This window comes from Oceanobacter sp. 5_MG-2023, assembly GCF_030548165.1.
Classification (GTDB): domain Bacteria; phylum Pseudomonadota; class Gammaproteobacteria; order Pseudomonadales; family Oceanobacteraceae; genus Oceanobacter.
On record NZ_JAUORS010000017.1, the window covers coordinates 60,665 to 84,640 of the forward strand.

The 23,976-nt window shown below is 53.9% G+C and carries 18 protein-coding genes and 2 tRNA genes; 11 read left to right on the forward strand and 9 right to left on the reverse strand.

Annotated elements, in window-relative coordinates:
* Nucleotides 1-69: 69 nt before the first annotated feature.
* Nucleotides 70-1,275: a YbfB/YjiJ family MFS transporter gene (locus Q4551_RS12090; RefSeq protein ID WP_303434098.1), complete on the reverse strand. Its 1,206-nt coding sequence runs from the start codon at nucleotides 1,273-1,275 to the stop codon at nucleotides 70-72.
* 103 nt (nucleotides 1,276-1,378) lie between these two features.
* Between Q4551_RS12090 and Q4551_RS12095 the strand changes: the two genes are divergently transcribed.
* Nucleotides 1,379-2,269 carry a LysR family transcriptional regulator gene (locus tag Q4551_RS12095; protein ID WP_303434099.1) on the forward strand — a complete coding sequence of 297 codons (891 nt, stop codon included), beginning with the start codon at nucleotides 1,379-1,381 and terminating at the stop codon, nucleotides 2,267-2,269.
* Here the strand turns inward: Q4551_RS12095 and Q4551_RS12100 are convergent.
* The 4 genes from Q4551_RS12100 to Q4551_RS12115 form a co-directional block, all read right to left on the reverse strand.
* Nucleotides 2,231-2,584: a DUF1428 domain-containing protein gene (locus tag Q4551_RS12100; protein ID WP_303434100.1), complete on the reverse strand. Its 354-nt coding sequence runs from the start codon at nucleotides 2,582-2,584 to the stop codon at nucleotides 2,231-2,233. The genes Q4551_RS12095 and Q4551_RS12100 overlap by 39 nt on opposite strands.
* A 383-nt stretch (nucleotides 2,585-2,967) precedes the next feature.
* A complete protein-coding gene (locus Q4551_RS12105; RefSeq protein WP_303434101.1) occupies nucleotides 2,968-3,210 on the reverse strand; it encodes a hypothetical protein in 243 nt (80 codons plus the stop codon).
* Between the two features lie 269 nt (nucleotides 3,211-3,479).
* Entirely contained in the window at nucleotides 3,480-4,550 is a 1,071-nt protein-coding gene (locus Q4551_RS12110; RefSeq protein ID WP_303434102.1) for an AraC family transcriptional regulator, read from the reverse strand.
* 1 nt (nucleotide 4,551) lies between these two features.
* Entirely contained in the window at nucleotides 4,552-5,466 is a 915-nt protein-coding gene (locus Q4551_RS12115) for a GGDEF domain-containing protein (RefSeq protein ID WP_303434103.1), read from the reverse strand.
* 473 nt (nucleotides 5,467-5,939) lie between these two features.
* Between Q4551_RS12115 and Q4551_RS12120 the strand changes: the two genes are divergently transcribed.
* From Q4551_RS12120 to Q4551_RS12145, 6 genes are all read left to right on the forward strand, one after another.
* Nucleotides 5,940-8,720, forward strand: coding sequence for a TonB-dependent receptor (locus tag Q4551_RS12120; protein ID WP_303434104.1), 2,781 nt, complete (start codon nucleotides 5,940-5,942; stop codon nucleotides 8,718-8,720).
* A 119-nt stretch (nucleotides 8,721-8,839) separates the two neighbouring features.
* Entirely contained in the window at nucleotides 8,840-10,804 is a 1,965-nt protein-coding gene (locus Q4551_RS12125) for a phytase (protein WP_303434105.1), read from the forward strand.
* Between the two features lie 481 nt (nucleotides 10,805-11,285).
* On the forward strand, nucleotides 11,286-12,341 hold the full coding sequence (locus Q4551_RS12130; protein ID WP_303434106.1) for a hypothetical protein: 1,056 nt from the start codon (nucleotides 11,286-11,288) through the stop codon (nucleotides 12,339-12,341).
* Nucleotides 12,338-12,874 (forward strand): ATP/GTP-binding protein, encoded by a 537-nt coding sequence (locus Q4551_RS12135; RefSeq protein WP_303434107.1) that lies wholly within the window; start codon nucleotides 12,338-12,340, stop codon nucleotides 12,872-12,874. Before Q4551_RS12130 ends, Q4551_RS12135 begins: the two co-directional genes overlap by 4 nt.
* Nucleotides 12,867-13,292 (forward strand): roadblock/LC7 domain-containing protein, encoded by a 426-nt coding sequence (locus Q4551_RS12140; RefSeq protein WP_303434108.1) that lies wholly within the window; start codon nucleotides 12,867-12,869, stop codon nucleotides 13,290-13,292. The genes Q4551_RS12135 and Q4551_RS12140 overlap by 8 nt, the downstream gene beginning before the upstream one ends.
* 16 nt (nucleotides 13,293-13,308) lie before the next feature.
* Nucleotides 13,309-13,668, forward strand: a complete 360-nt coding sequence (locus Q4551_RS12145) for a hypothetical protein (RefSeq protein ID WP_303434109.1) — start codon at nucleotides 13,309-13,311, stop codon at nucleotides 13,666-13,668.
* A gap of 124 nt (nucleotides 13,669-13,792) precedes the next feature.
* Here the strand turns inward: Q4551_RS12145 and lysS are convergent, their stop codons facing one another.
* From lysS to Q4551_RS12165, 4 genes are all read right to left on the reverse strand, one after another.
* Nucleotides 13,793-15,319: a lysine--tRNA ligase gene (lysS, locus tag Q4551_RS12150; RefSeq protein ID WP_303434110.1), complete on the reverse strand. Its 1,527-nt coding sequence runs from the start codon at nucleotides 15,317-15,319 to the stop codon at nucleotides 13,793-13,795.
* Nucleotides 15,320-15,465: 146 nt separating this feature from the next.
* A complete protein-coding gene (gene prfB, locus Q4551_RS12155) occupies nucleotides 15,466-16,551 on the reverse strand; it encodes a peptide chain release factor 2 (RefSeq protein ID WP_368501393.1) in 1,086 nt (361 codons plus the stop codon).
* 199 nt (nucleotides 16,552-16,750) lie between these two features.
* Complete coding sequence (locus Q4551_RS12160) at nucleotides 16,751-17,287, reverse strand: hypothetical protein (protein WP_303434111.1); 537 nt, start codon at nucleotides 17,285-17,287, stop codon at nucleotides 16,751-16,753.
* On the reverse strand, nucleotides 17,284-19,227 hold the full coding sequence (locus Q4551_RS12165) for an ATP-binding cassette domain-containing protein (RefSeq protein ID WP_303434112.1): 1,944 nt from the start codon (nucleotides 19,225-19,227) through the stop codon (nucleotides 17,284-17,286). Before Q4551_RS12165 ends, Q4551_RS12160 begins: the two co-directional genes overlap by 4 nt.
* 235 nt (nucleotides 19,228-19,462) lie before the next feature.
* Between Q4551_RS12165 and Q4551_RS12170 the strand changes: the two genes are divergently transcribed.
* From Q4551_RS12170 to Q4551_RS12185, 4 genes are all read left to right on the forward strand, one after another.
* Complete coding sequence (locus tag Q4551_RS12170; protein ID WP_303434113.1) at nucleotides 19,463-20,569, forward strand: efflux RND transporter periplasmic adaptor subunit; 1,107 nt, start codon at nucleotides 19,463-19,465, stop codon at nucleotides 20,567-20,569.
* A gap of 2 nt (nucleotides 20,570-20,571) precedes the next feature.
* On the forward strand, nucleotides 20,572-23,706 hold the full coding sequence (locus tag Q4551_RS12175; protein WP_303434114.1) for an efflux RND transporter permease subunit: 3,135 nt from the start codon (nucleotides 20,572-20,574) through the stop codon (nucleotides 23,704-23,706).
* A gap of 97 nt (nucleotides 23,707-23,803) precedes the next feature.
* A tRNA-Val gene (locus tag Q4551_RS12180) sits at nucleotides 23,804-23,879 on the forward strand.
* A gap of 21 nt (nucleotides 23,880-23,900) precedes the next feature.
* Nucleotides 23,901-23,974: transfer RNA gene (locus tag Q4551_RS12185), tRNA-Asp, on the forward strand.
* Nucleotides 23,975-23,976: the final 2 nt, after the last annotated feature.

Genomic DNA, 23,976 nt, shown 5'->3' on the forward strand with positions numbered 1-23,976 from the left:
GCGTTTGATGCGTTTGATGCGTTTAATGCGTTTGATGCGTAAGCAGAAATATTGAAGATCAATACGGTGTTACAACCCCTGATACGGACGTGCATAGACTTTTTTACCCTCAGAACGCCTGTCCAGGCGCACTAACCCAAACAAAAACACAACACCTATAATCATGACGCCTGCCGACAAGTACAATCCGGGGTTATAACTTCCCAATGCCTCGGCAAGATAACCAGTAAACACAGGGGCGATAATTTGAGCTGCCCCATAGGCCAGTGTCATCACCCCCATAAACCGGGCAGGATTACTGGGGAAAAACTTGCCTGCCATTGTCAGCACCAGACTGACACAGGCAATAAATGTCCCGCCAAACAGCAACGCACTGAACAAGACCACAGGCAATGTATCGTTAATGGCAGGGAGAATAATGCCAACCACTTGCAGCAGATAAGCCGCCAACAAGGCATACAGGTAACCAATTTTTCTCGCGACTCTGTCCCAGAGCAGCGTTGCTGGCATGGCAGCTAATCCAATCAGTAAAAACGTATGGGTTCCCTGCCCCTCCAGTCCTTGCGTTCTCTCGACAATATCCACAATAAAAGTTGAACTGACCGCATAACCATAACCGGCACAAAAATAGGCAAGCATCATCAGGGTAGTAACCATCCGGCCTGGCGGATTATCTTTGGGTGGTGTGACCTCTGTTCCACCCACAAAAGGATGAGGAATCCACAACCAGGCAGGCACAGCAACCAGCGCAGCCATTACGGCCAGAGCCAACCACTGTTGTTGCCAGTTAGCCGACAGATTCAGCATCACTTCAACCAACACAGAGGTGGCAATAATACTGATACCAACCCCGGCAAAATGAATGCCTAACTCAGCACGATACTGATTTTTAACCAGCCACTTTAAAATCAAACCAGAGGCAATAATAAGGCCCCCGGAAGCGCAAACCCCGGCGATAAACCGCAAGACCGCCCAAACCATCATATCGGTTGTCATCACCATCGCAGCGGAAGTGACAACGCTTGATACCAGGTAAGCCCGGTGCAAATTGTATTTGTCGTTGAGGTTATGCAACCTGGAAGCAAGCAGCACACCAGCCATGTACCCCATAAAATTAGTGGTCGCCAGCCAGCCGCCAGCCAACTCGGTAAGACCTGCGCCATCCTGCATGATGGGCAAAAGCAGGCTGTAGGAAAAACGCGCCACACCAACCGTCACAATCAAGCTGCAGATCCCGGCCAAATAGACACGTACTCGAGTCAGCTCCATCAGCATACCAGCCACCTTGTTATTAGAAATTGTTAACAAAGGCTACTTCGAGCTGATAATCTTAAAAATTGAATTATTCAGAACAGATACTTCAATATTAGAGAACTGCATGGAAATCCTGACACTCAAGACCTTTAAAACGGTGGTGGATGAAGGCGGCATTAAAGGCGCAGCAGATAAACTCCATACCGTGCAATCGAACATCACCAACCGTATTAAAAAATTGGAAAACGAGCTGGATACCAGGCTATTCACCTTGGCAGGCAGAAAACTGCAGCTGACACCAAGCGGACAACAGCTCTGCCAGTATGCCGATGAGATCTTGCAGCTGGAGTACCAGGCCAAGTCCGCTATTTTGCGTGATCAAGGCAGTTATGAACTAAGAATCGGTATGCCAGAAACCTTTGCAGCGGTTCATATGCCGCTGGCACTCAAGCAACTCAAACAAGATCACTCCAATATTCAGGCAAAGATTTTTACAGACACCAGCGACCGGCTCGTACAGGCCGTCTTGAACAACAAGGTAGACTGCGCCGCCATCGGCAATGCCCCCCAGCATGACAAGCTGGTAGTGATTCCGATCGTGAAAGAAGAATTGGTCAAGGTAACACCCAAAGAGAGTGATCATGACCCGGTACTCATGGTCCGTGACGAGGGCTGTGGCTACAGAAACCATGCCCTGCTATGGCAGCAACTGGCAGGGCAAGGCAGTGATGAACTGATGATCATGAGCAGTGCCGATGGCGTGCTGGGCTGTATTTCCGCAGGCCTGGGTTACACCATTATTGGCAAAAACATGGTAGTTGGCAGCCGGTATGAAAAATCCCTCACCATGACGCCGGTCACCCATGGCCCCAAGCATGTGCAGCTATCCATTGTTTATCGCAAAGGCAGCCCGTTAGAAACCGGAACATTAACCCTTGCGAATATTTTCACACGCCAGTCAATGACCAGCAGGAGATCAACCCTCAATAAGCACGTCAAATCCACCATGGATTAAACGTTTGCCATCAAAGGGCATCGGGTTATTTTCTGGATTCATTCTGGGGTCTGCCATAATGGCTGCCCATCCTGCATCCCTGACTTCCTTCGATGGCCACACAACCGTAGAAAAAACGACCGTTTCGTTTTCCTTGCACTTCACAGCCATCGGGAACGAAGTCACTTCGCCATCAGGCAGCTCATCACCCCACGCTTCCCTGATCGATAAGGCACCGTGATCCTTGAATATCACCGCTGAAAATTCAGCATGCGCTATGTATTTTTCTTTATTCTCCGTCGGAACGGCAGCGACAAATCCATCGATATAAGACATATACTTTTCCTGTATTGCACGTTATTCATAAGAGTTTATATAACGAACGGATGGAAAAACCCTGTTCCAGCATCTGATTTTTCCTTCACTGTCGGCCTTGCGCGGGTTTGTTACACCTGCTGTTTATTCCTGTTTCTATCCATTCAACTGATTGTATCGTGCCAGTTTTTATACCCGAGATACAAGGCAGAATAAACAGGATTTATATAGCTTCTACCTATTAAAGAAAAAGGCCATTAGATATAGAGACTATTAGAGATAAAGGCTCTTAAAGAGAGGACTGCTGTGAAGCATATAGAAGAGATAACCCCGATAATATCAGTCAGGGTTATCTTATTCGTCATCAAAACCGGTATGCGTTACCGGTTTATCGATCCCAAGTCTCAGTCGTCAGACGAATCATCATCCCATACGCCATCGGTATCGTCGTCAGCAATTTCCGTCATAATCGCCGCACCACACTTGGCACACTTGCCTTCGACCACGATCACGCCATCTATTTCATATTCTTGCGGCTCAACCATACCGAGGTCGGCGGCCATACACTCATTGCACCAGGTCTGGCTCAGGAAAGCATCCTGATCGTCTTTTTCACGGGCAAAAAAATCGCGTTCGATGCGTTCCATTTGTTTCTCTCTCAGATCAATCGGGCCAATGCCCGCCAATACGGTGTTGTATCGGCATTCAGCGGGCATTGTAGGGGAATTCTGCGGGAAATGAAGCGTGATTGATTGCCAAAGAGCGGCATTGGGGTACAAGGCTTGCGGCGACCGGAACAGAGACAACCGCAAAACCGGCAACAGCTATCCACACGTCAGTTAACCCTCGTTGATCCGCTTTTCTATTGGCAGCACTCGCCCAGTCAGGCCCGACCCGCTGGAGATCGAGTGCCGTATTACAGCCCCACCAATTCGGGCAAAACCGTGTCAGGGTGAATATCAAACAACGAGAAACGGGAACGGCTGTCGCTGGGAGTAATCCCCACCCAACGCTTGAAAGCACGGCGGAAGTTGGTGCTGTCGTTAAAGTTCAGGTGAGCAGCAACCTGCTCATTGTTCCAGCCACACACATGCAACAGATAAAGACTCATATGCAGCCGTGCCTGATCCTGCAATTGCTGGAAATGGCAGCCATGTTTACCCAGTTTGCGTTTCAGGGTCGCCGGGCTCATGGCCAGCCGTCCGGCCATATCAGGCAAGGTAAGTGGTTCCTGTACCCGCTCGAGCAACAACCGGTACACCTGTTCTGGCAGTGAGGATGCAGGCAGGTTTGCGAGTCCTGACTCACATTGACGCTGGGCGACCTGATACGCCGTTGCCGACCCGCGAGGCCACGGCCGGTCGAGCCAGTGCCGTTCAATCACCATGACATCGACGCCCAGATCAAACCAGAGCTGGCTGCCGAAGTTGACCTGGTACTGTTCTTCGTAATCCGGCCGTGAGTCGCTAAAGCCATAACGCCATGGCAGACGTTCGCCACTCATCCAGCGGCTGAACGATGTCAATGCCGACATCGCCGCTTCAATCAGGAACCGGCGTTCGCCCATATGCCCCAGCGTCAGCCAGTGCACATAACAATAACGTTCATCCGTTACCACAAACGGTGTTGCCCAGGGCGACAAGATGCGCCGGTAATGCACCAGAGCGCTCAGCGCCTCACGCAAGGAACCGGCATTGCCCAGCAAACTGCTGGCGCTGTCGTAGTGCCCGGGCCAGCAGGAAGCGCCCCAACGAAACGATAATCCCGGATCTTTGCCCAGCTTGCTGGCATTACTCACCAGCAGGCCTGCCTGGGTCGCCGACATCATCACTTGCCCTTGCAGAATATCGTCATAAAACAGCCCGGTGCCGCGCAATATCTTATGGCTGCACAGACCACCAGAGCGTAATAAATCGATCAGCAAGGCGGGCTGATAATGGGCGGCAAAAATACGCTCATCGCACTCATACCAGGAAGGGGTTGTCACATCAGGCCACCTCTCCCAGTCCGCCACTCGACTTGGCCAGAAACAACGCCTGATTTGCACGCTGAACCAGGGCTTCGGTCGTTTCCCCCTGCCAGTCTGCCAGGCCAATGCTGATGGTCTGATAGAGCGTGTCGCCACGGGTTTTGTGTTTGTAGGCGAAGTGCTGCACCGCCTGGGTCAGCTCGATGGCCAGGGTCCGGCCCTGTGCAAGACCAGTATCTGGCAGCACCACGGCAAAACGGTCGGCGGCATAGCGGCAAATCAGATCGTCCTGGCGCAAGTTCAGCAGCATCAATTCCGACAGCTCGTACAGCAGAGTGTCCCCTTCCTGATGGCCGTAGCGGCGATTGACATCGGCAAAATTATCCACATCCACCATCAACAGCACCATGTTGCGGGTTGGCAACTGGGCCATCACCGCTTGCAGCTGGGCTTTGAGGTAATCCACCCGCCCCAGCTGGGTCAGCTTGTCGATAAACCGATGCTCCCGAAAACGCTGCTCGCGCTTGCGCAGCTGCTGGTTGATCGAGAGCTGCTCCTGATGCCAGTGCACCAGTCCGTAGGTTAACAATACGATTCCGACGGGCATGGCACCGGACTCGAGCCATTGATCCCAGAATTGCTCGGCGGGCAAGTGAATAAATTCGTCGAGGTTGTCCTGCCACATCGCCAGAAACATAAACCCCATCCCCAACGTCAGCAGGTCGGTTACCCGCCCTGCCGGACGACTGCCCAGAATCAGCAGCATCCAGACCGCCAGTGCCAGTGCCGCACCACCTTCACCGAGGACATCCAGCCAGTCGATCTCGGCCCACGGCTTGGCGTCCCCCATTATCAGGCTGCCCACCAGCCCCGCCAACGCGAGGCCAAACACCAGCAACAATTTGCGCTGGTGTATTCCCAGAGTCGAGAACATCCCCAACCACCTGTCTCATTATTTGGATTGACCGACCCGGTCTGCCAGCCACTGCCGGCCGGGTCGTTAAGAGATCGGCATTAAAGCATGTTCACCCGCACGCAGGACCTCAGGGGTCATAAAGGCTCAGTAAAAGTTGCCGTAAATTTGATGAATTTTTTATGACAGCAGCGCCCCATTGCGCTGGCACGATACAAGCCCATCACTGACAGGGGATGGCGCTCGACAGACTTGCCAGCCACAACGTCATGCCGTCTTGATGCATGGGTTAATTTGGATCATTTACATATCCAACCCGACCGCTGGCGGAAGAATTGCCACGCTGGCAAGGCGTCGCCCTGCTCTCCGTAACGAAAGTGTCACAGCTCATTCCTACCGTCGCGACGTCCTGACAAGAGAGACCCACTCCCGCTTCAAGCACAGCATTATCAAGACTGGCCACGCGGGAGCCATTATTCTAACGGAGAGCAGACGTGAAATTGTTAATCAAACCGCTGGTAGCCAGCCTTGCCCTGGCATCCGCCACTCTCGTCCACGCCGATGGTATCGTCGAAGGCCGCATTATCGATGCCGCTTCGCAAACCATTTACAAAGGTGCGGTGGTTCGGCTGGAAGAAGCCAAGCGCCAAACCCTGTCCGGCCAGTCCGGGCGCTTCCGCTTGCCGCAGGTACCCGCCGGGGAATACACCCTGACCATCACCCTGGGTGACCAGACGCTGGATTCGCGCAAGATTACCGTGACTGAAAACACCGTGACCAGCACCGATGTGGTGGTCAACGATGGCGACGACATGATCGATGAAGTGCTGGTATACGGCCAATCAGCCCAAATGCAGCGCGCCCTCGATCGCCAACGTTACTCCGATCGTATTATCAGCGCAGTGAATGCCGACGCCATTGGTGAGCTGCCCGATGCCAACGCCGCCGAAGCCCTGCAACGGATTCCCGGCCTGTCGATTGAACGCGACCAGGGCGAAGGCCGTTTTGTCCGCGTCCGTGGTATGGGTTCCGACTACAACTCCGTGTCGGTTAATGGTACCCAGATCCCGGCCCCCGAAGCCGGTACCCGTTCCGTGGCTCTGGATGTGATTCCTTCCAACCTGATCAGCTCACTGGTCGTAACCAAGTCACTGACTCCCGACATGGATGCCAACTCCATCGGCGGTGCGATTGAGATTGAAAGCATCTCGGCGCTGGATCGTGAAGGGCCGTTCTACAATGCCGATCTCGAATACAGCTACGATGAACTGACCGAAAACACCAACCCCAAACTCTCGCTCGGTGGCGGGACCACCATTGCCATGGACGGTGATCGCCGCCTGGGCATCGCCGCCGCGGCCAGCTACGAAAGCCGTGACTTCGGCTCGGAAAACACCGAAACCGGTGGTGCCTGGGACGACGGTGAGCTGGAAGAAATGGAAATGCGCGACTACACCATCAACCGTGAACGGATTGGTGCGGCGCTGAACCTGGATTACGAACACGACATCAACAACGCCTTCCACTTGCGCACCCTGTATTCCAAATTCACCGATGATGAACAGCGTCAGGCACTGATTGCCGAATTCCAGGAACTGGTCATCGAAGATGGCGAAGAAGAACGCGACGGCACCTCACGCGCCTCCGGTGACAGCGGTCTGGGAGAAGTCTCCCGCGAACTGAAAGATCGTAAGGAAACCCAAACCATCAAGTCCGTCACCTTTGGTGGTGAACACTTTATCAACGACTGGACGGTCGAATATGACCTCGGTACGTCCAGCGCCAAGGAAGACGAGCCAGACTCCATGGACAGCGCGGTGTTTACTGCGGAAGTCGACAACATCGGCTTTAACGGCAGCCGCCAACCCATCCTGTTTGGCAGCGAGCTGTACGACACCAGCAACTTTGAACTCGACGAAATCGAACGGGTGCGCAGCTACTCCTCAGATGATCTGAACGTCGCCAAAATCGACATCACCCGTGACCTGATCGTTGCAGACTACCCTGCCATGGTGAAGTTTGGTGGCAAACTGAAAAACCGTAAAAAACACATGGATGTCGATATTCGCAAGTACTCAGCGGATGACATTAGCCTGTCGGATTACACCTCTGGCAGTACCGATTACAGCCTTGGTAACTTTGGCCCATCCCTGAGCAGCAGCCAGCTACGCTCACTGATGAACACACTGGCCGCCGATGCCGACACCGAAGCAGACGCCGTGGCAGAAGGCTTTGTTGATTCACTGATCGAAGACTACACCATCGAAGAAGACGTCAACGCCGCCTATGTAATGGGCCGTATTGATATGGACCAGCTGCAACTGATTGGTGGCTTGCGCCATGAGCAAACCAAACAGAAGAGCAAGGGTTACGAAGTGAATGGCGACGACAACGAAGCCAACGTCAGCCGTACACATTTCAGCAACGACTACTCTCATACGCTGCCATCCTTGCTGGCCAAACTCGACATCGCCCCGGATACCCAGGTGCGCGCGGCCTGGACCAACTCGGTTGTGCGTCCAACCTTTGAAATGATCCGCCCGAACGTTGCCATTGATGGCGACGAGCTGGAAGCGGGTAACCCGGACCTGAAACCGCTGGAATCCAGCAACCTGGATCTGGGCATCGAGCACTTTATGGGGAACGCCGGCGTTATTTCTGCATTTGCGTTCTATAAAAGCATCGATAACTTCTCCTACGAAACCGAGATCTCCGACAACGACTATTACAACAGTCTGGCGGGAGAAGACGACACCACAACCACTACCTTTGAAAATGGCCGCACTGCCACAGTCAAAGGGCTGGAACTGGCTTATTCGCAAAAATTCGCCACCCTGCCCGCACCGTTCAACGGCTTGCTGTTATCTGCCAACGTCACCTTTGTGGACTCCAAAGCCACCATTGAATCTGACGACGGCGACGAGCACCTGAGCCGCACCATCAGCCTGCCACAACAGTCGGATACCACAGGTAACCTGATGGTCGGTTACGAAAACGACACCATCAGCTTGCGCCTGGCCGCCAACTACAAGTCCGACTACCTGGATGAAGTCGGCAACCTGGAAGACAGCAGCGAAGACATCAAACAGTCAGCCCAGACTCAGGTGGACTTCAACGCCTCCTACAAGGTATCCGAGCAAATCAAGGTACGCTTCAAAGCGGCCAACCTGACCGACGAGCCTTACTATGCCTATCAGGGCAGCGAGCGCTACAACGCCCAATACGAAGACTACGGCCCGACCTACAGCCTGGGTTTGAGCTACACCAGCTTCTGATATCACGGGCTGGCACCGTCTGTGCCAGCAATAACCCCGGTGCTGTTTGACCGGGGTTATTGCCTCTGACTCCCGTACTGGCCACCAGCGGGGCATGATCCACGCGACAGAGAATTGTTATGAACGCACCCTCCAAACCGATCCACTTGTTATCAAAAGCCACAGCTGCCCTGACCCTGACGGCCCTGTCGGCCTGCTCCAGTCTCGACAGCCAACCGGAAACACCAACCGCGGCCAGCGCGACATCCCAGCTTGCGGTTGCCCAATCTCCTCTCAGTGGTGAACATCTGCTGATATTACCGGGACAGCACCAGTTCAGTATCGGTCCAAGCAGCCCGGCACAACTGATCAACACCCAGACCGGCAACACCGAATGGCAGGCTGACTGGGCCGGTGAATTACTCGATGCCCGCGAAAGCAGCAACAACGGCCAGGCACAGATCCAGATCATCAGCCTCGACCAGCAAAACCAGTTACACCTGCTGACACTGACCGAGGCCGATCACCGCTGGACGCTGCAGCAAGACGCCGTCAGCACTCCGATTCAACAACCACTGGAAGGCCTGTGCCTGTATGCCCCGGACAGCGCTCACCCAACCGACCTGCAAGTATTCCTGCTGGGGGAAGATGCCAGCGCCCGGCAACAGCTGCTGAACCCAGCGTCTGACGACCGCAACACATCACTAAACATGACGTTGCTGCGCCAGTTCGCCACGGCTCCCGGTGCCCAATACTGTGTCACCGATGACCAACGCGATACGCTTTATATCAGCGAAGAAAGTGTCGGCCTCTGGCGTATGAACGCCCGGGCCGAAAGTGACCCTATCCGCGAGATGATTGACCTGACCTCACCGTTTGGCCATATTCGCGGCGAATCCGGTGCCCTGACCCTGAGCCAGGGCAGCCTCTGGCTGGCCGAAGCCGAAAGTTACCGTCTGCATCAGTACCAGCTGGATAACGGTCAATACCTCGGCAGCACCCTGCTGCAGGAACAGCTTGCCATCGACACCTTGCTGAGCGTCCCCAACGCCACCCAGGCCGGTGCTCTGGACAAGCACAGCGACGCCCTGATCAGCCTGACCCTGCCGTCAATCGCCGCTACCCGCCACGACAACATGATTGCCACCGTACCGGCCAATGGCGAAACCCAGCCCGTCCTGACCGCCGGAGATGCCGCCGACGACCCGGCCATCTGGGTCAATCCCAACCAGCCAGATGCCAGCCGGGTACTCGGCACCAATAAAAAACGGGGCCTGTACGTATACGACCTCGATGGCAACGAACTGCAAGAACTGCTGGTCGACCGGGTCAATAACGTCGACCTGCGCCAGGGTTTCCAGTACCGCAACCAGCCAATGGATATTGCCGCCGCCAGCCAGCGAGATCGCCACGCCATCGCCCTGTTCCGTATTGAGCCGCAAACCGGTGTCGTCCACAGCGCCGGAGAAGTCGTCACCACTCTGGATGAAGTGTATGGCCTGTGCATGTACCGCAATCAGCAACAGCAGGTATTTGTATTTATCAACGACCAGGACGGCCGTTATCAGCAGTACCGTATTCTGGACAGCGATAGCGGCTGGCAAAGCCAGTTGGTGCGGGAATTTGCCGTCGCCAGCCAGCCAGAAGGCTGCGCCGCCGATGACCGGGCCCAGCGCCTGTTTGTTGGAGAAGAAAACCAGGCCGTCTGGACCTTGTCTGCCGAACCGGATGCCAGTACCGAGATGCACCAGGTGGCTGGCATCAGCGACCTGCTCCATGCCGATATTGAAGGCATGGATATTTACCAGACTGCCAGCGACAACTATCTGCTGGTATCCAGCCAGGGCAACGACAGCTATGTACTGTTCAGCGCCAACCCGCCGTATGCCTATATCGGCCGCTTCCGGGTTGGCCTTAACCCAGACAAAGGCATTGATGGCGCTTCTGAAACCGACGGCCTTGCCGTTAGCTCCGCCTTTTTGGGAGCACAATACCCACAAGGAATGCTGGTGGTACAGGATGGCCGCAACCTGATGCCTGAGCAAAACCAGAACTTCAAATACGTTGACTGGCGCGAGATCAAAAACCTGCTTGAACTCCCGTAAGGACCGTAGAGAGGGCCCCTGGAGGCCTAGGGATTGTAGCGACCCCAGGACAGCCACGGAGGGCGTCCCCACAATCTGGACGTTGGGTTTGACCGTAGGGACCGGCTCCGTCCGTGTCCCTTGGCCGATTCCGTCATGATGATGGGCTCAAAGAAAATCAACAGACAAACAAACCCCTACAATAAACCCCTAATACCCACATTATTAATAATGATATAACGCATTGCTCACACGACACGTATATCCGTAAGTATTTGTAACAGCAACAAATCAAAAGTCCAAAAAAGAACCATTAAAATCCTGAAAATACAGGGACCTTGTCATTCACATTACTATTAAAACCATCAATAAAAGAAAAAAACCAATAAATTCAATTACATTCAAGAAAGTCACGATTTTTTTTGATTTATGCTGATTTAATTCCTATACTTTTTACATAATTTATCTACTTTCTCTCACGCCTGTCCGCACGGTACCCGTCATGGAAAAAAATATTTCCAATACTGCAATGGAGAACGAATACACAGTAAAGACGTTTGGCTTGAGTTCATATGAACAGGGAATAATACACAAACAGTTACAATTACTGCGTTGCAGAACCAAGAAACCTTGGCTGTATCAAGGAGAAGGCCTGGATGCTCATCTGGTACTGGCCAGGAAACCAATAGATATTTGTCCATGGGGAATATTAGCCGTAATGGCCAATGAACATGTCATTTCTGACAGTTACGATTATTTACATTGTGACTGGCCACTGCGAATTATTGGATTACTGGATTTACTACATAACGCAGAAGATAAATTGCATAACAGGCCATTAGGTACTAGCACCCGGCAAGATTGGTTAAATACCCATGCAAGCCATAGCGGCCAAGAGAATGTGTTAGCCGATACCTTGCCCTCTCCCACGCTGATATCCGAGCAACTGGACAATCGTATCCAGCAACTCGCCAAGCACCAGTATTTCGAATTACAAATCCAGCAACACCAAGCCATCGTTGCCCGAGACGATAACAACCGTACGACGATTTACTCTGATAGTCATTCAAGCGGATTATTAGAAGCGCTGCTTGAACCACAAATGCCTTTTACCATCACCCAAACCCAGGCTGCTCCGGATAATGCCAGCCCACTTTCTGGCAAACACTCTTATCCCGTTGAACAGTTCCTGTGGGAGCTGGCCTGGAAAGAACCGATAGAAGACATCGGCAGCTGGGATAACAACACGGTCTTTCGTATCAAGCAATGGCCTCGTCTCGGCCAGTGGTACACAGAGCCAGCCATGTTTCAGTTGTCGGCTCTCTACGGCAAGAAATTCGCCTCGTTAAAAAGCGGCGAACAGCTCAGTGGCTTGCCCAGCAATCAGGTAGCTGCTTTTTTGCGAGCCTGTACCGTCGCCCGGTTGGGAGTTGTCAGCAAAGAAACCTCGCCAGCAGCAGAACCCCCACAACAGATTCCAGCACCGGTTTCCCCGAAACGGTCTTCCAACCTACTGGGAAGTCTGCGTAAAAGACTTGGATTGGCTTTTAATTTATGACCAAAGAAAACAAGATTATTTTTATTGGCCCAATGGGGGCCGGTAAAAGCACAGCCATCAGTACGATCAGTGACGAAGCGCCCGTTGCAACAGAAGCAAGAAACTCCAATACCGCACAGGTCAATAAAGCAACCACAACCGTGGCGATGGATTATGGGCGCATTCTTCTCGATAACAACGACAGCGTCCATTTATATGGTATTCCAGGTCAGCAGCATTTCAGTTTTATATGGCCGATTGTTGCCAAAGGGGCACTTGGCGCTATTTTATTACTCGATTGCAGCCAATCAAACTGGAAACAGCAACTATTGGTTTTTTTACAAGCCTTCGAATCAATGGCTCACTCCGGACGCATTGCTATCGCGCTAAACAGAAGTCTGTTCACTGATACCGAAGAATGCTTTGACATATTGTCGGAAGAGAATATTTTTGCCCCTGTATTTAATGCCGACCCCCGTAATCGCGATGATGTTTTATTGCTTCTCCAGGCCTTGATTGCCAACGCAGAATCAGAGGATTTCCTTGATGAATAACCCGATAGATCCATTGAAGTCCAACACCTTGATGGCTCGTTGTCACGAATCTTTGCTTGCGACCACGCAGCAATCAGACAACTTGAGTTATATGATTTTGTCGACATCCGATGGATACGTCATATCTCATACCGTACCTCTTGATACGACAGCAGACCCAAAACGCTTGGCGGCAATGGCGGCTTCGTTTGCCGGTATTGGTTCCAGTCTGGCCGCAGAAACCCAGCTGGAAGAAGTGGAAGGTAATATTATCGAAAGCAAAAACGGATTTGTGGGCTGCCATCTGATCCGAACCGACACCATGGATGCCGTTTTACTCGGTGTTTTTAACCAACATACAACTCATGGTCTCGCTCTGTGGATGCTTAAAAAAGCATCGGGAGATATCCGGGAAATCATGACCATTTTCAGCTCATAAATCAGAGAAATACAACATGAATAGCATTGAAACCAAACTGTCCCCACTAATGTCTGTTAACGGCGCTCTTGCAGCGGCTCTGGTCGACTACAATAGCGGAATGATGCTCGGCTCAATCGGTACAGGTCTGGACCTGGAGATTGCTGCGGCAGGAAATACCGAAGTTGTCCGTGCCAAGCTCAAAACCATTGAAATGCTGCAACTGAATCAGGATATCGATGACATCCTGATCACTCTGACCAGCCAATATCACCTGATTCGCCCAATGGACGCCGACCGCGGTCTGTTTATTTATTACGTACTGGATTCCACCAAAGCCAACCTGGCACTGGGCCGTCGTGCCCTGCAGTCGCTGGAAGGCACTATCTCTCTTTAATCGCTCACCGCTCTGCCAAGGTGGCAGAGCCACAGTCGAGAGTTGTCCACCGGCTGTTTGCCAGCCACAAAAAAGCCGCACAAGATACGCGGCTTTTTTGTGGCTTGTGAACCGATCAGGCGTGTCAGTTACCTTGCGGTTTCATATGCGGAAACAGAATCACATCTTTAATGGTGTGTGAGTTGGTAAACAGCATCACCAGACGGTCAATACCAATACCTTCACCGGCGGTTGGCGGCATACCGTATTCCAGCGCATTGATATAATCGGCATCGTAGTGCATCGCTTCATCATCACCAGCGTCTTTTTCTTCAACCTGTTTACGGAAACGTGCCGCCTGATCTTCAGCGTCATTCAGCTCCGAGAAGCCGTTGGCCAGTTCACGCCCGCCAACAAAAAATTCAAAGCGGTCGGTCACAAACGGGTTGGCATCGTTACGGCGTGCCAGCGGTGACACTTCCCACGGGTATTCGGTAATAAAGGTCGGCTGATCCAGCTTCTCTTCTGCCGTTTCTTCAAAGATCTCACAGATGTATTTACCGGCACCCCAGGCAGCCTGCTTGGGTGAGTCCTTGATACCAACCTGCTGGGCGTATTGCTTCAGCGTGTCGATATTGGCTTCTGCATTATTCAGCACCTCGGCGTCCATCTCCGGGTTGTACTTCAGAATCGCTTCAACCATGGTCATACGCTGGAATGGCGCGGCAAAATCGTAGGTCGATTCACCGTATTCAATGGTGGTATTCCCCAGCACGGTTTCAGCAATAAACTTCAACATGGCTTCGGTAATATCCATCAGATCGCGATAATCGGCGTAAGCCTGATAGAACTCGATCATGGTGAATTCAGGGTTGTGCCGGGTGCTGGTGCCTTCGTTACGGAAGTTACGGTTGATTTCGAATACCTTGTCGAAGCCGCCCACAACCAGTCGTTTCAGATACAGCTCTGGCGCAATCCGCAGGAACATATCAATGCCCATGGCATTGTGATGGGTCTCGAATGGCTTGGCTGTGGCTCCACCCGGAATGCTTTGCAGCATCGGGGTCTCGACTTCCATAAAGCCGCGTTGCGACAGGAAGTAACGGATACCTTCAATGATTCTGGAACGCACCAGAAAGGTGTTACGCGTCTCTTCGTTGATAATCAGGTCGACGTAACGCTGACGGTATTTCATCTCCTGATCACCCAGTCCGTGGAACTTGTCGGGCAATGGGCGCAGGGATTTGGTCAGAATACGCAATTCGTTGATGTCGTCGATCTCAACATACAGATCGCCCTTGCCGGACTTCTGCAAGGTGCCGGAAACTCCGACAATATCGCCGATATCCAGTAACGGCCAGATCTCGCTTTCTTTCTGTTTGGGCTTGGCCAGATAAAACTGGATGGCGCCGCTGCTGTCCTGAATGCCAACAAAAGGGCCGCCACGACGCATCACACGACCAGCCACCACGACCGGGTGCTTCTCTTCCGCCAGCGTTGCCTTGTCCTTGTCGCCGTGTTCCGCCTTCAGGTCACCGGCCAGGTGTTTACGTCTGAAGTCGTTTGGATGGCCATTAGCAGCACTGCCTTCCCGCAACTGCTCCAGTTTGGCGCGACGTTCGGCAATCAGTTTGTTTTCTTCCTGGGCGGTTTGAGTCTGTTCGGTCGTCATTGTCTAACCTGAATATAAATAAGTTGGGCGCCAGACGTCGGGCATCGGACGCGTTATGTTTGTCGCTGGACATCGGGCGCGTGGCGCTTGTGATCGACTACCGGCCGGTGGTCAATCGCCGACGTCAGGCATCCAGCCGTTCACCATTAAAGCCCTTTTTTCAGGCTCGCTTCAATAAACTGATCCAGGCCACCATCCAACACTGCTTGCGTGTTGCGGGTCTCGACGCCAGTACGCAGATCCTTGATACGTGAGTCATCCAGCACATAGGAACGGATCTGGCTGCCCCAGCCGATATCGGACTTGGAGTCTTCCAGAATCTGGGCTTCGGCGTTCCGTTTCTGCAGCTCAAACTCGTACAACTTGGCCTTTAACTGCTTCATCGCCTGGTCTTTGTTCTTGTGCTGCGACCGGTCGTTCTGACACTGGGTCACAATATTGGTCGGCAAGTGAGTAATACGCACCGCCGATTCCGTCCGGTTGACGTGCTGACCACCGGCACCCGAGGCACGGTACACGTCGATACGCAGATCGGCCGGATTGATTTCAATATCGATATTGTCGTCCACTTCTGGCGACACAAACACAGAAGAGAACGACGTATGCCGACGGTTGCCGGAGTCAAACGGGCTTTTGCGTACCAGACGGTGTACACCGGTTTCGGTACGTAACCAGCCGTAGGCGTATTCGCCTTCTACCCGGATGGTTGCGCCCTTGATACCGGCCACTTCACCATCGGAGACTTCCATCAATTCGCCCTTGAAACCATGGGCTTCAATCCAGCGCAGATACATCCGCAACATCATGTTGGCCCAATCCTGGGCTTCTGTACCGCCAGAACCGGACTGGATTTCGACGTAGGCGTTGTTGGCATCCAGCTCACCGGAGAACATCCGACGGAATTCCAGCGCCTCCAGCTGTTGTTGCAGATCAGCCAGTTCCGACTCGACTTCGGCCACGGCTTCTTCGTCGTCTTCTTCGACGGCCATATCCAGCAAGTCTTTCAGATCTGCCAGGCCACCATCCAGATTGTCGATGGTCTTGACCACGGCTTCCAGAGCCGAGCGCTCCTTACCCAGATCCTGGGCGCGGGCGGCGTCATTCCAGACGTCTGGCTGGGCCAGCTCTTGCTCTACTTCTTCCAGACGCTCGGTCTTGTTGGCATAGTCAAAGATACCCCCTAAGCACGTCGGTGCGCGCCTTGAGGTCTTTGATGGTTTCGATGATTGGATTAATTTCCAAGGGGATACCTGTCTGTGTCACTGAACTGTAAGTCGATTGTCCTTCACTCGGAGGGTGAAGGAACCAAAAAGAGGCCGGTATTCTACAGAAATTTACACCAGACAGCCACGGCGGCGGCACGGCCTTGGCCCTTGTTCCTCTCCTGCACCGTTTTGAAGAATACCCGGCATTGTCGTCATCTGCTCCACACTATCCGGCCAGGGCAGACAACGCCGTTAATGCCTGCTTATACGCCTCGGCAGTGGCAGCTTTGCGTTCCGCCGGTATCAGGCTGACCCGGTTTTCGTACAGTTCCAGCAGCAGCACGTCATCCGGGAAACCGGCCAGTGCGGACTGGATATCCGCACTCAGAGCCTGCGCCAGAACAAGCCGTTGCTCCTGACCCAACGCTGGATCTCCCGGCAGGTCATGCCATGACAACCCCTCAGGCAAGCCCTGGCTTTCCCACCCTGGCTGTCCGACGATACGAAACAACAGTTTCTCCTGCGGTTTGGTGTCGTCATGGGACGGCGGCCGGAAAACCAGCGTATAACCGATGCCGGTGATGTCTTCTCGAACACCGGTTTTGGCGGCATCAACCTGAAAGCTGCAGTGACGTACCTGCAGCCCGGCCTTGGTGGCATCCAGTCGCAACTGACCCAGACGGGCATCCCGCGGGCTGGGTTTCAGGCCGTAAATCGACCCGATCACCGCCAGTACGACCAGCACAGGAATCAACCAGGTCACGAGGCCATTTCCTCCAGTTCAAGCCAGCGCTCTTCGAGTTGTTCAATTCTGGCTTCTGCCGCAGTCAACTCCGCCAATACCGCTTGTACGGTGTCTGCATCACCGGCATAAAAATCCGCCGCGTGTGTCGTCGCCGCCAGGGCATCGCGCTTGGCTTCTGCCGCCGCAATCTGGTCAGGTAACTGATCCAGCTCCCGTTGCAACTTGTAGGAAAGTTTTTTCGCCGCCGGTTTTGCTTCCGTCTTGACCGGTACAGCAGGTGCCGGCTGTTTTGCGGATTGTTTTGCGGATTGCTGCGCAGCTTTCTGTGACTGCTTTTTACCGGCTTTTTGTTGCGCCTTGGCTGCCGCCTGTTTGGCCTGATGACGCGCCTCCCAGTCAGAATAACCGCCGGTTTGCTCGTCGATATGACCTTCACCTTCAAACACCAGCAGCTGGGTCACGACGTTATCAAGGAATGCCCGGTCGTGGCTGACCAGTAACAAGGTGCCCTGATATTCCATCAATCGTTCTTCCAGCAGCTCCAGGGTTTCCACGTCAAGGTCGTTGGTCGGCTCATCCATCACCAGCAGATTACATGGTTTCAGGAACAGCTTGGCCAGCAACACCCGGTTGCGCTCACCACCTGACAAGGCCCGCACCGGTGTCCGGGCACGCTCAGGGGGAAAGAGGAAGTCGCCCAGATAGCCGATCACGTGGCGGCTCTGGCCATTCACCTCGACATGGTCTTTGCCATCGGCGACGTTATCTGCGATGGATTTATTGCCATCCAGCATATGCCGGGACTGGTCGAAATACGCCACTTCCAGCTTGGTACCCACCCGCAACTCACCGGATTGTGGTTGCAGCTGACCCAGTAACAATTTCAGCAGGGTACTTTTACCGGCACCGTTCGGGCCGACCAGACCAATCCGGTCTCCACGCTGGATAATGGTTGAGAAATGCGACACCTGTGGCTGATCACCCCAGGCGTAACTGATATCGGTTGCTTCAAAAACGATTTTCCCGGACGAATCCGTACCGGTCATGCTGATATTGGCTGTGCCCTGACGTTCACGGCGTGCGCCACGCTCGTTACGCATTTCTTTCAGACGTTCGACCCGACCTTCGTTCCTGGTGCGGCGTGCCTTGATTCCCTGACGGATCCATTTTTCTTCTTCTGCCAGACGCTTGTCGAACAGCGCATTCTGGGTTGCTTCGTCTTCAAGACGCTTTTCCCGGTACTCAATAAAGCTGAGGTAATCCCCCTGCCAGATATACACATGGCCGCGATCGAGCTCGACAATCCGGGTGGCCAGATTTTGCACAAAGGCCCGGTCGTGACTGATAAATACCAGTGTCCCGCTGAATTGTTTGAGCTGTTCTTCCAGCCATTGGATAGTGGCGATATCCATATGGTTGGTTGGTTCATCCAGAATCAACAGATCCGGTTCCGTCACCAGCGCCCGAGCCAGCATCACCCGGCGTTGCCAGCCACCGCTCAGTTCGGCAAAACTGCGCTCGGCGGGTAAATCCAGACGTTGAATAATTGACTCGACTTTTTGCTGCCAGCTCCAGCCATCATTGGCTTCGATACGGGTTTGCAGTTTTTCCATCAGGTTGAGATCGGCATGTTCACCCTTGTGGGTTTCTTCATGGTAGCGGGCGATGTCTTCCCCCACTTGCCCTAACCCCTGAGCCACCACATCGTAAACCGGAATATCCACTTTCTCTGGCAGCGCCTGTTGCAGCGTTGCCATGCTCAACATATCAAGGCGCTGAATCACACCATCGTCCGTGGTCACTTCTCCGGTCAGGACTTTTAATAAAGTAGACTTGCCCTCACCGTTACGACCAACAATACAAACCCGCTCGCCAGAGTGGATATCCAGATCCACCTTGTCGAGCAGTACATGATCACCAAAGGCCAACTCGGCCTGTTTCAAACTCACCAACACCATACAAATCGCCTGCAAACCGACAAAATCGCATCCCGAATATCGAATATACCGGGCCAGGCGCCCAGTTTACTGCCGCCGCTCCCCCCTTAACAGGCAAACCACCACTGGATTGCAAAGTATTCATGGTAAACATCTGCCCAGAAGTAAACTATCCTTCGATGCACAACTACTATGACCGCCGCATCCACCGCCCAGAGCAAGCGTCCGGATTTGCCATATCAAAGGACTCAAGACCATGTCGATTACGTTTAACCGTGGCTACCTTGCCGCCGCCGCTGTCCTTATTGTGACTGTCGTCTGGATGCTGGCAGGGGCCGATACCGAACCCTTGGCTGCCAGGGAAACTGACCGATACCCGGATGCAACACGCCTGATACGGGTGCAGGTCGACGACCTGATACCCGAGCAGCATATCCGCTCACTCAAACTGTCGGGCAAGCTGGCGGCCAATCGCAACGTCACCATCAAATCCGAATTACGCGCCAAAGTAACTGCGATTCATGTCAACAAGGGCCAGCGAGTCAAGCGCGGGCAATTGCTGCTCGAACTGGATACCCGCGACTGGCCAGCCCGGCTGCAACAGGCACAGGCAACGGTGCGCCAGCGGCAACTGGAGCAACGAGGGGTAATCCAGCTCAACCAACAAGGGCTGGCAAATGAATCCATGCTGGTCCAGGCCGATACCGCCCTGGCAAATGCCCAGGCGGAACTCACATCAGCACGTTTACAGGTCGAAGCCGCTGCTGTCCGGGCACCCTTTGATGGCGTGATCAATAACCGCATGGTGGAACTGGGGGCTTTCGTCAAGGATGGTGAGTCGCTTCTGGAACTGGTTGATTTCTCTCCCTATCTGGTGGTCGCGGAAGCGGCCGAACAGGATGTTGGTTTACTCAGCCCCGGTATGACAGCAAGCGCCAGATTACTGTCCGGAGAGCTGGTAACCGGAACACTGCGGTTTGTCTCATCGCTGGCGAATACCGCCACCCGCACCTTTACCGTCGAGCTTGAGCTGGCCAACCCACAGCATCATCCCATCCCGGCCGGACAAAGTGCCCAGCTGATTGTGCCTCTGGGCGAGCGTCAGGCTTACCATGTTTCACCGGCCCTGCTGGTGCTGGATGAATCCGGCAAGATGGGGCTGAAAACCGTCAATCAGGATAACCGGGTAGCGTTTGTCAGCGTGGAGCTGGAAGGCGCCGATCAACATGGCGTCTGGGTTTACGGCCCGGAATCCGTGCGCCTGATTACCCAGGGTGGCGGTTTTGTCAAGGTTGGCCAACAGGTTGACGCAGTGCTCAAAAGTGCTCCCGGCACATCGCCCAGCCAGCCTGAGGGAGACTGATCATGTACGCTCTGATTGACGCGGCTCTCAGCCGCGCCCGCACGGTCATGATGGTGTTTGTACTGGTGATACTGGTGGGCCTGTCGGTGTTGTTTTCCATTCCCAAGGAAAGCTCACCAGACGTCACCGTGCCGTTTGTTTATGTCTCCGTCGCCCACGATGGGATTTCCCCGGAAGATGCCGACTCCCTGCTCTACAAGCCGCTGGAACGCGAATTACGCGGCCTCGATGGTTTGAAGGAAATGGTTTCGACGGCCACCACCGGACACTTGTCCATCATGCTGGAGTTCTACACCGATGTAGACATCGACCAGGCGCTGCTTGATGTCCGCCAGAAAGTCGATGACGCCCGCAGCGATCTGCCGGAAGACAGCCACGAACCCCGTGTACTCGAAATCAACGTCGCCCTGTTTCCGGTCGCCGTTGTCACCCTTGCCGGCGACGTCAGCGAGACGGAGCTCTACGCCGTCGCCAACGACCTGCAGGATCGTCTCGAAGCCTTGCCGGGCGTGCTGGAAGCCACGATTCAGGGCAAACGCGAAGAAATTGCCGAAATTGTCGTCGATCCGGTACGCATGGATAATTACCAGCTCTCCATGGTTGAGCTGTCCAATCTGGTCTCCAACAATAGCTCACTGGTTGCCAGCGAAGATTTACAGAACGAAGCCGGACGCTTCAGTATCAAGATTCCCGGGCTGGTCGAGAATATCAACGATATTCTCAATATGCCGGTCAAGGTCAGTGGTGATCAGGTGGTGCTGTTCCGGGACATTGCCGTTGGCCGTCTGGCCTACAAGGATCGTAACAGCAGTGCCCGCATCAATGGCCAGCCCGCCGTGACGCTGGAAATCAAGAAACGGATCGGCTCCAACATCATCGAAACCATTAATCAGGTTCGCGGTGTTATCGATACCGTGTCGCCCTACTGGCCCGCGGGCATCGACGCCAGCATTATTCAGGATGGCTCCAGCGAAATCGAAAGCATGCTCAACGACCTGTTCAACAATGTATTGGTCGCCACCCTGATGGTGATTGTACTGGTATTGGGTAGCCTCGGATTGCGGAACTCATTCCTGGTTGGGCTGGCGATTCCGGGGGCCTTTCTGATGGGGCTAATCTGGCTCAGTCTCACCGGCAATACCATGAATATGGTGGTGTTGTTTGCTCTGATTCTGTCCGTCGGCATGCTGGTCGATGGCGCTATCGTCGTCACGGAATACGCCGACCGCCGCCTGGCTGACGGCGCCACTCCCAAGCAGGCCTATGCCGATGCCGCCAAACGGATGGCCTGGCCAATCACGGCATCAACCGCCACCACGCTGGCGGTCTTTTTGCCTCTGCTGTTCTGGCCCGGCACCACCGGCGACTTTATGAAGTATTTGCCATTGACCCTGCTCTATACCCTGACGGCTTCGCTGGTAATGGCGCTGATTGTTGTGCCAACCCTGGGGTCATTGATCAGCCGTCAAGGCGGTTATGAAGACGGGGCCATTGCCCGACTAAAAGCCGCCGAACGAGGCGATTTCCACCTTATCGGCGGCTTCACCGGAGGCTACGTGCGCCTGTTACGAACTGCCTTGCAGCGGCCACTGACGGTGCTGGTGCTGTGTTTGCTGACGCTGGTGGCTTCGTTTGTCTTTTATGGCCAGCACGGCCATGGCGTGGAGTTTTTCCCCGATGTTGACTCTGATATCGGCCTTGTGGATATCCGCGCCCGAGGTAATCTTTCCATTCAGGAGCGCGAAGCACTGGTCTTGCAGGTCGAACGACATATCTTTGCTCTCGACGATGTCGATTCAATCTACACCACCACCTTTGCCAAGGCCCCTAACGATGCCGCCCCGGATCTGGTCGGCCGTATCCAGATAGGGCTGGCGGACTGGGAGCAACGCCGCCCCGCCAATACCGTCCTGGCCGATATTGAACAACGCAGCGCGGCCATCCCCGGCATTATTGTCGAAACCCAGAAAAAACAGGGCGGCCCTCCCAGTGGGGCCGATATCCAGCTGCAGCTGACCGCCAACAGTGGTGACGCCATTATTCCGCTGCTGGAGCAGGTCCGGGAGATATTTGAGCAGGATGCCGATCTCAAAGACATCCGTGATGATCGCCCGTTAGAGGGCATCGAATGGCAACTCACGGTCGACCGTGAACAGGCCAGCCGCTACGGAGCCAGTATTTCTGCCACCGGCGGCATGGTACGCATGCTGACTGGCGGCCAGAAAGTCGGTGCCTTTCAGCCTGATTTTACTGACGACGAAGTGGACATCGTCTTGCGTTACCCGGAATCCCGCCGCACCCTGGCAGATCTGGATGGCTTTAATATCTCAACGGCCTATGGGCTGATTCCCGCTTCGCAATTCCTGACCCAGACCGCTGAGCCTCGCTCGGGCGATCTGGTGCGGATCGATGGCAAACGCCGTTACCGCCTCACCGCCAACGTGCGTGATGGCGTCAACGCCAATGCCAAAATCCAGCAACTCAGCGAACAGATGAAAGATCTCGACTGGCTCGGTGCCGGTGTCGAGCCCAGATTCCGTGGCGACTTTGAACAAATGGCCGAAACCGGCAGCTTTCTCGCGACCGCGTTTTCCATTGCCATCTTTATGATGGCAACCATTCTCGTCACCCAGTTCAACAGCTTTTATCAAGCCACATTGATTATGAGTGCCATTATCCTGTCGATTGTCGGCGTGCTGATTGGCTTGCTGATTCGAGGCGAAGCTTTCGGCATCGTGATGAGTGGCGTAGGCGTGATCGCCCTGGCAGGTATTGTGGTCAACAACAATATTGTCCTGATCGATACCTATAATCGCCTGCGGGACGAAGGGCTGGATGCCATTGACGCCGCCCTGCGTACCGGTGCCCAGCGTCTGCGGCCGGTATTATTGACCGCGATTACGACCGTCCTCGGCCTGATCCCGATGGTGATGCAGTGGAATATCGACCTGATTCATCAGCACACCAGTGTTGGCGCTCCTTCTTCACAATGGTGGACCCAGCTGTCTACTGCCATTGCCGGAGGGCTGACTTTTGCCACCGTACTGACTCTGATCCTGACACCTTGCTTGCTGATTCTGGTCGACCGACGTTCCAACTCAACCAGGCGCTCAACGAAACAGGCAGAAACTGGCTGATTTTTATGCAAGTGCCTGAATAAATTTAAAAAATCAAAGATTTATGTTTGACAACGAAGGCTCTACGAGTAGAATGCCCACTCGCTTTTGAGACCAAGGGTGATTAGCTCAGCTGGGAGAGCATCTGCCTTACAAGCAGAGGGTCGGCGGTTCGATCCCGTCATCACCCACCAAAAGCGAAAGTTGGAAGAATTGGACTGGTAGTTCAGTTGGTTAGAATACCGGCCTGTCACGCCGGGGGTCGCGGGTTCGAGTCCCGTCCAGTCCGCC

What these genes read in the sequence shown, in the direction of transcription:
- Q4551_RS12130 (WP_303434106.1), top strand. Translation starts at nt 11,286, where the DNA reads ATGGAAAAAAATATTTCCAATACTGCAATGGAGAACGAATACACAGTA.
- lysS (WP_303434110.1), bottom strand. Translation starts at nt 15,319, where the DNA reads ATGACGACCGAACAGACTCAAACCGCCCAGGAAGAAAACAAACTGATT.
- Q4551_RS12090 (WP_303434098.1), bottom strand. Translation starts at nt 1,275, where the DNA reads ATGCTGATGGAGCTGACTCGAGTACGTGTCTATTTGGCCGGGATCTGC.
- Q4551_RS12140 (WP_303434108.1), top strand. Translation starts at nt 12,867, where the DNA reads ATGAATAACCCGATAGATCCATTGAAGTCCAACACCTTGATGGCTCGT.
- Q4551_RS12125 (WP_303434105.1), top strand. Translation starts at nt 8,840, where the DNA reads ATGAACGCACCCTCCAAACCGATCCACTTGTTATCAAAAGCCACAGCT.
- Q4551_RS12165 (WP_303434112.1), bottom strand. Translation starts at nt 19,227, where the DNA reads ATGGTGTTGGTGAGTTTGAAACAGGCCGAGTTGGCCTTTGGTGATCAT.
- Q4551_RS12145 (WP_303434109.1), top strand. Translation starts at nt 13,309, where the DNA reads ATGAATAGCATTGAAACCAAACTGTCCCCACTAATGTCTGTTAACGGC.
- Q4551_RS12095 (WP_303434099.1), top strand. Translation starts at nt 1,379, where the DNA reads ATGGAAATCCTGACACTCAAGACCTTTAAAACGGTGGTGGATGAAGGC.
- Q4551_RS12100 (WP_303434100.1), bottom strand. Translation starts at nt 2,584, where the DNA reads ATGTCTTATATCGATGGATTTGTCGCTGCCGTTCCGACGGAGAATAAA.
- Q4551_RS12115 (WP_303434103.1), bottom strand. Translation starts at nt 5,466, where the DNA reads ATGTTCTCGACTCTGGGAATACACCAGCGCAAATTGTTGCTGGTGTTT.
- Q4551_RS12105 (WP_303434101.1), bottom strand. Translation starts at nt 3,210, where the DNA reads ATGGAACGCATCGAACGCGATTTTTTTGCCCGTGAAAAAGACGATCAG.
- Q4551_RS12175 (WP_303434114.1), top strand. Translation starts at nt 20,572, where the DNA reads ATGTACGCTCTGATTGACGCGGCTCTCAGCCGCGCCCGCACGGTCATG.
- Q4551_RS12135 (WP_303434107.1), top strand. Translation starts at nt 12,338, where the DNA reads ATGACCAAAGAAAACAAGATTATTTTTATTGGCCCAATGGGGGCCGGT.
- Q4551_RS12170 (WP_303434113.1), top strand. Translation starts at nt 19,463, where the DNA reads ATGTCGATTACGTTTAACCGTGGCTACCTTGCCGCCGCCGCTGTCCTT.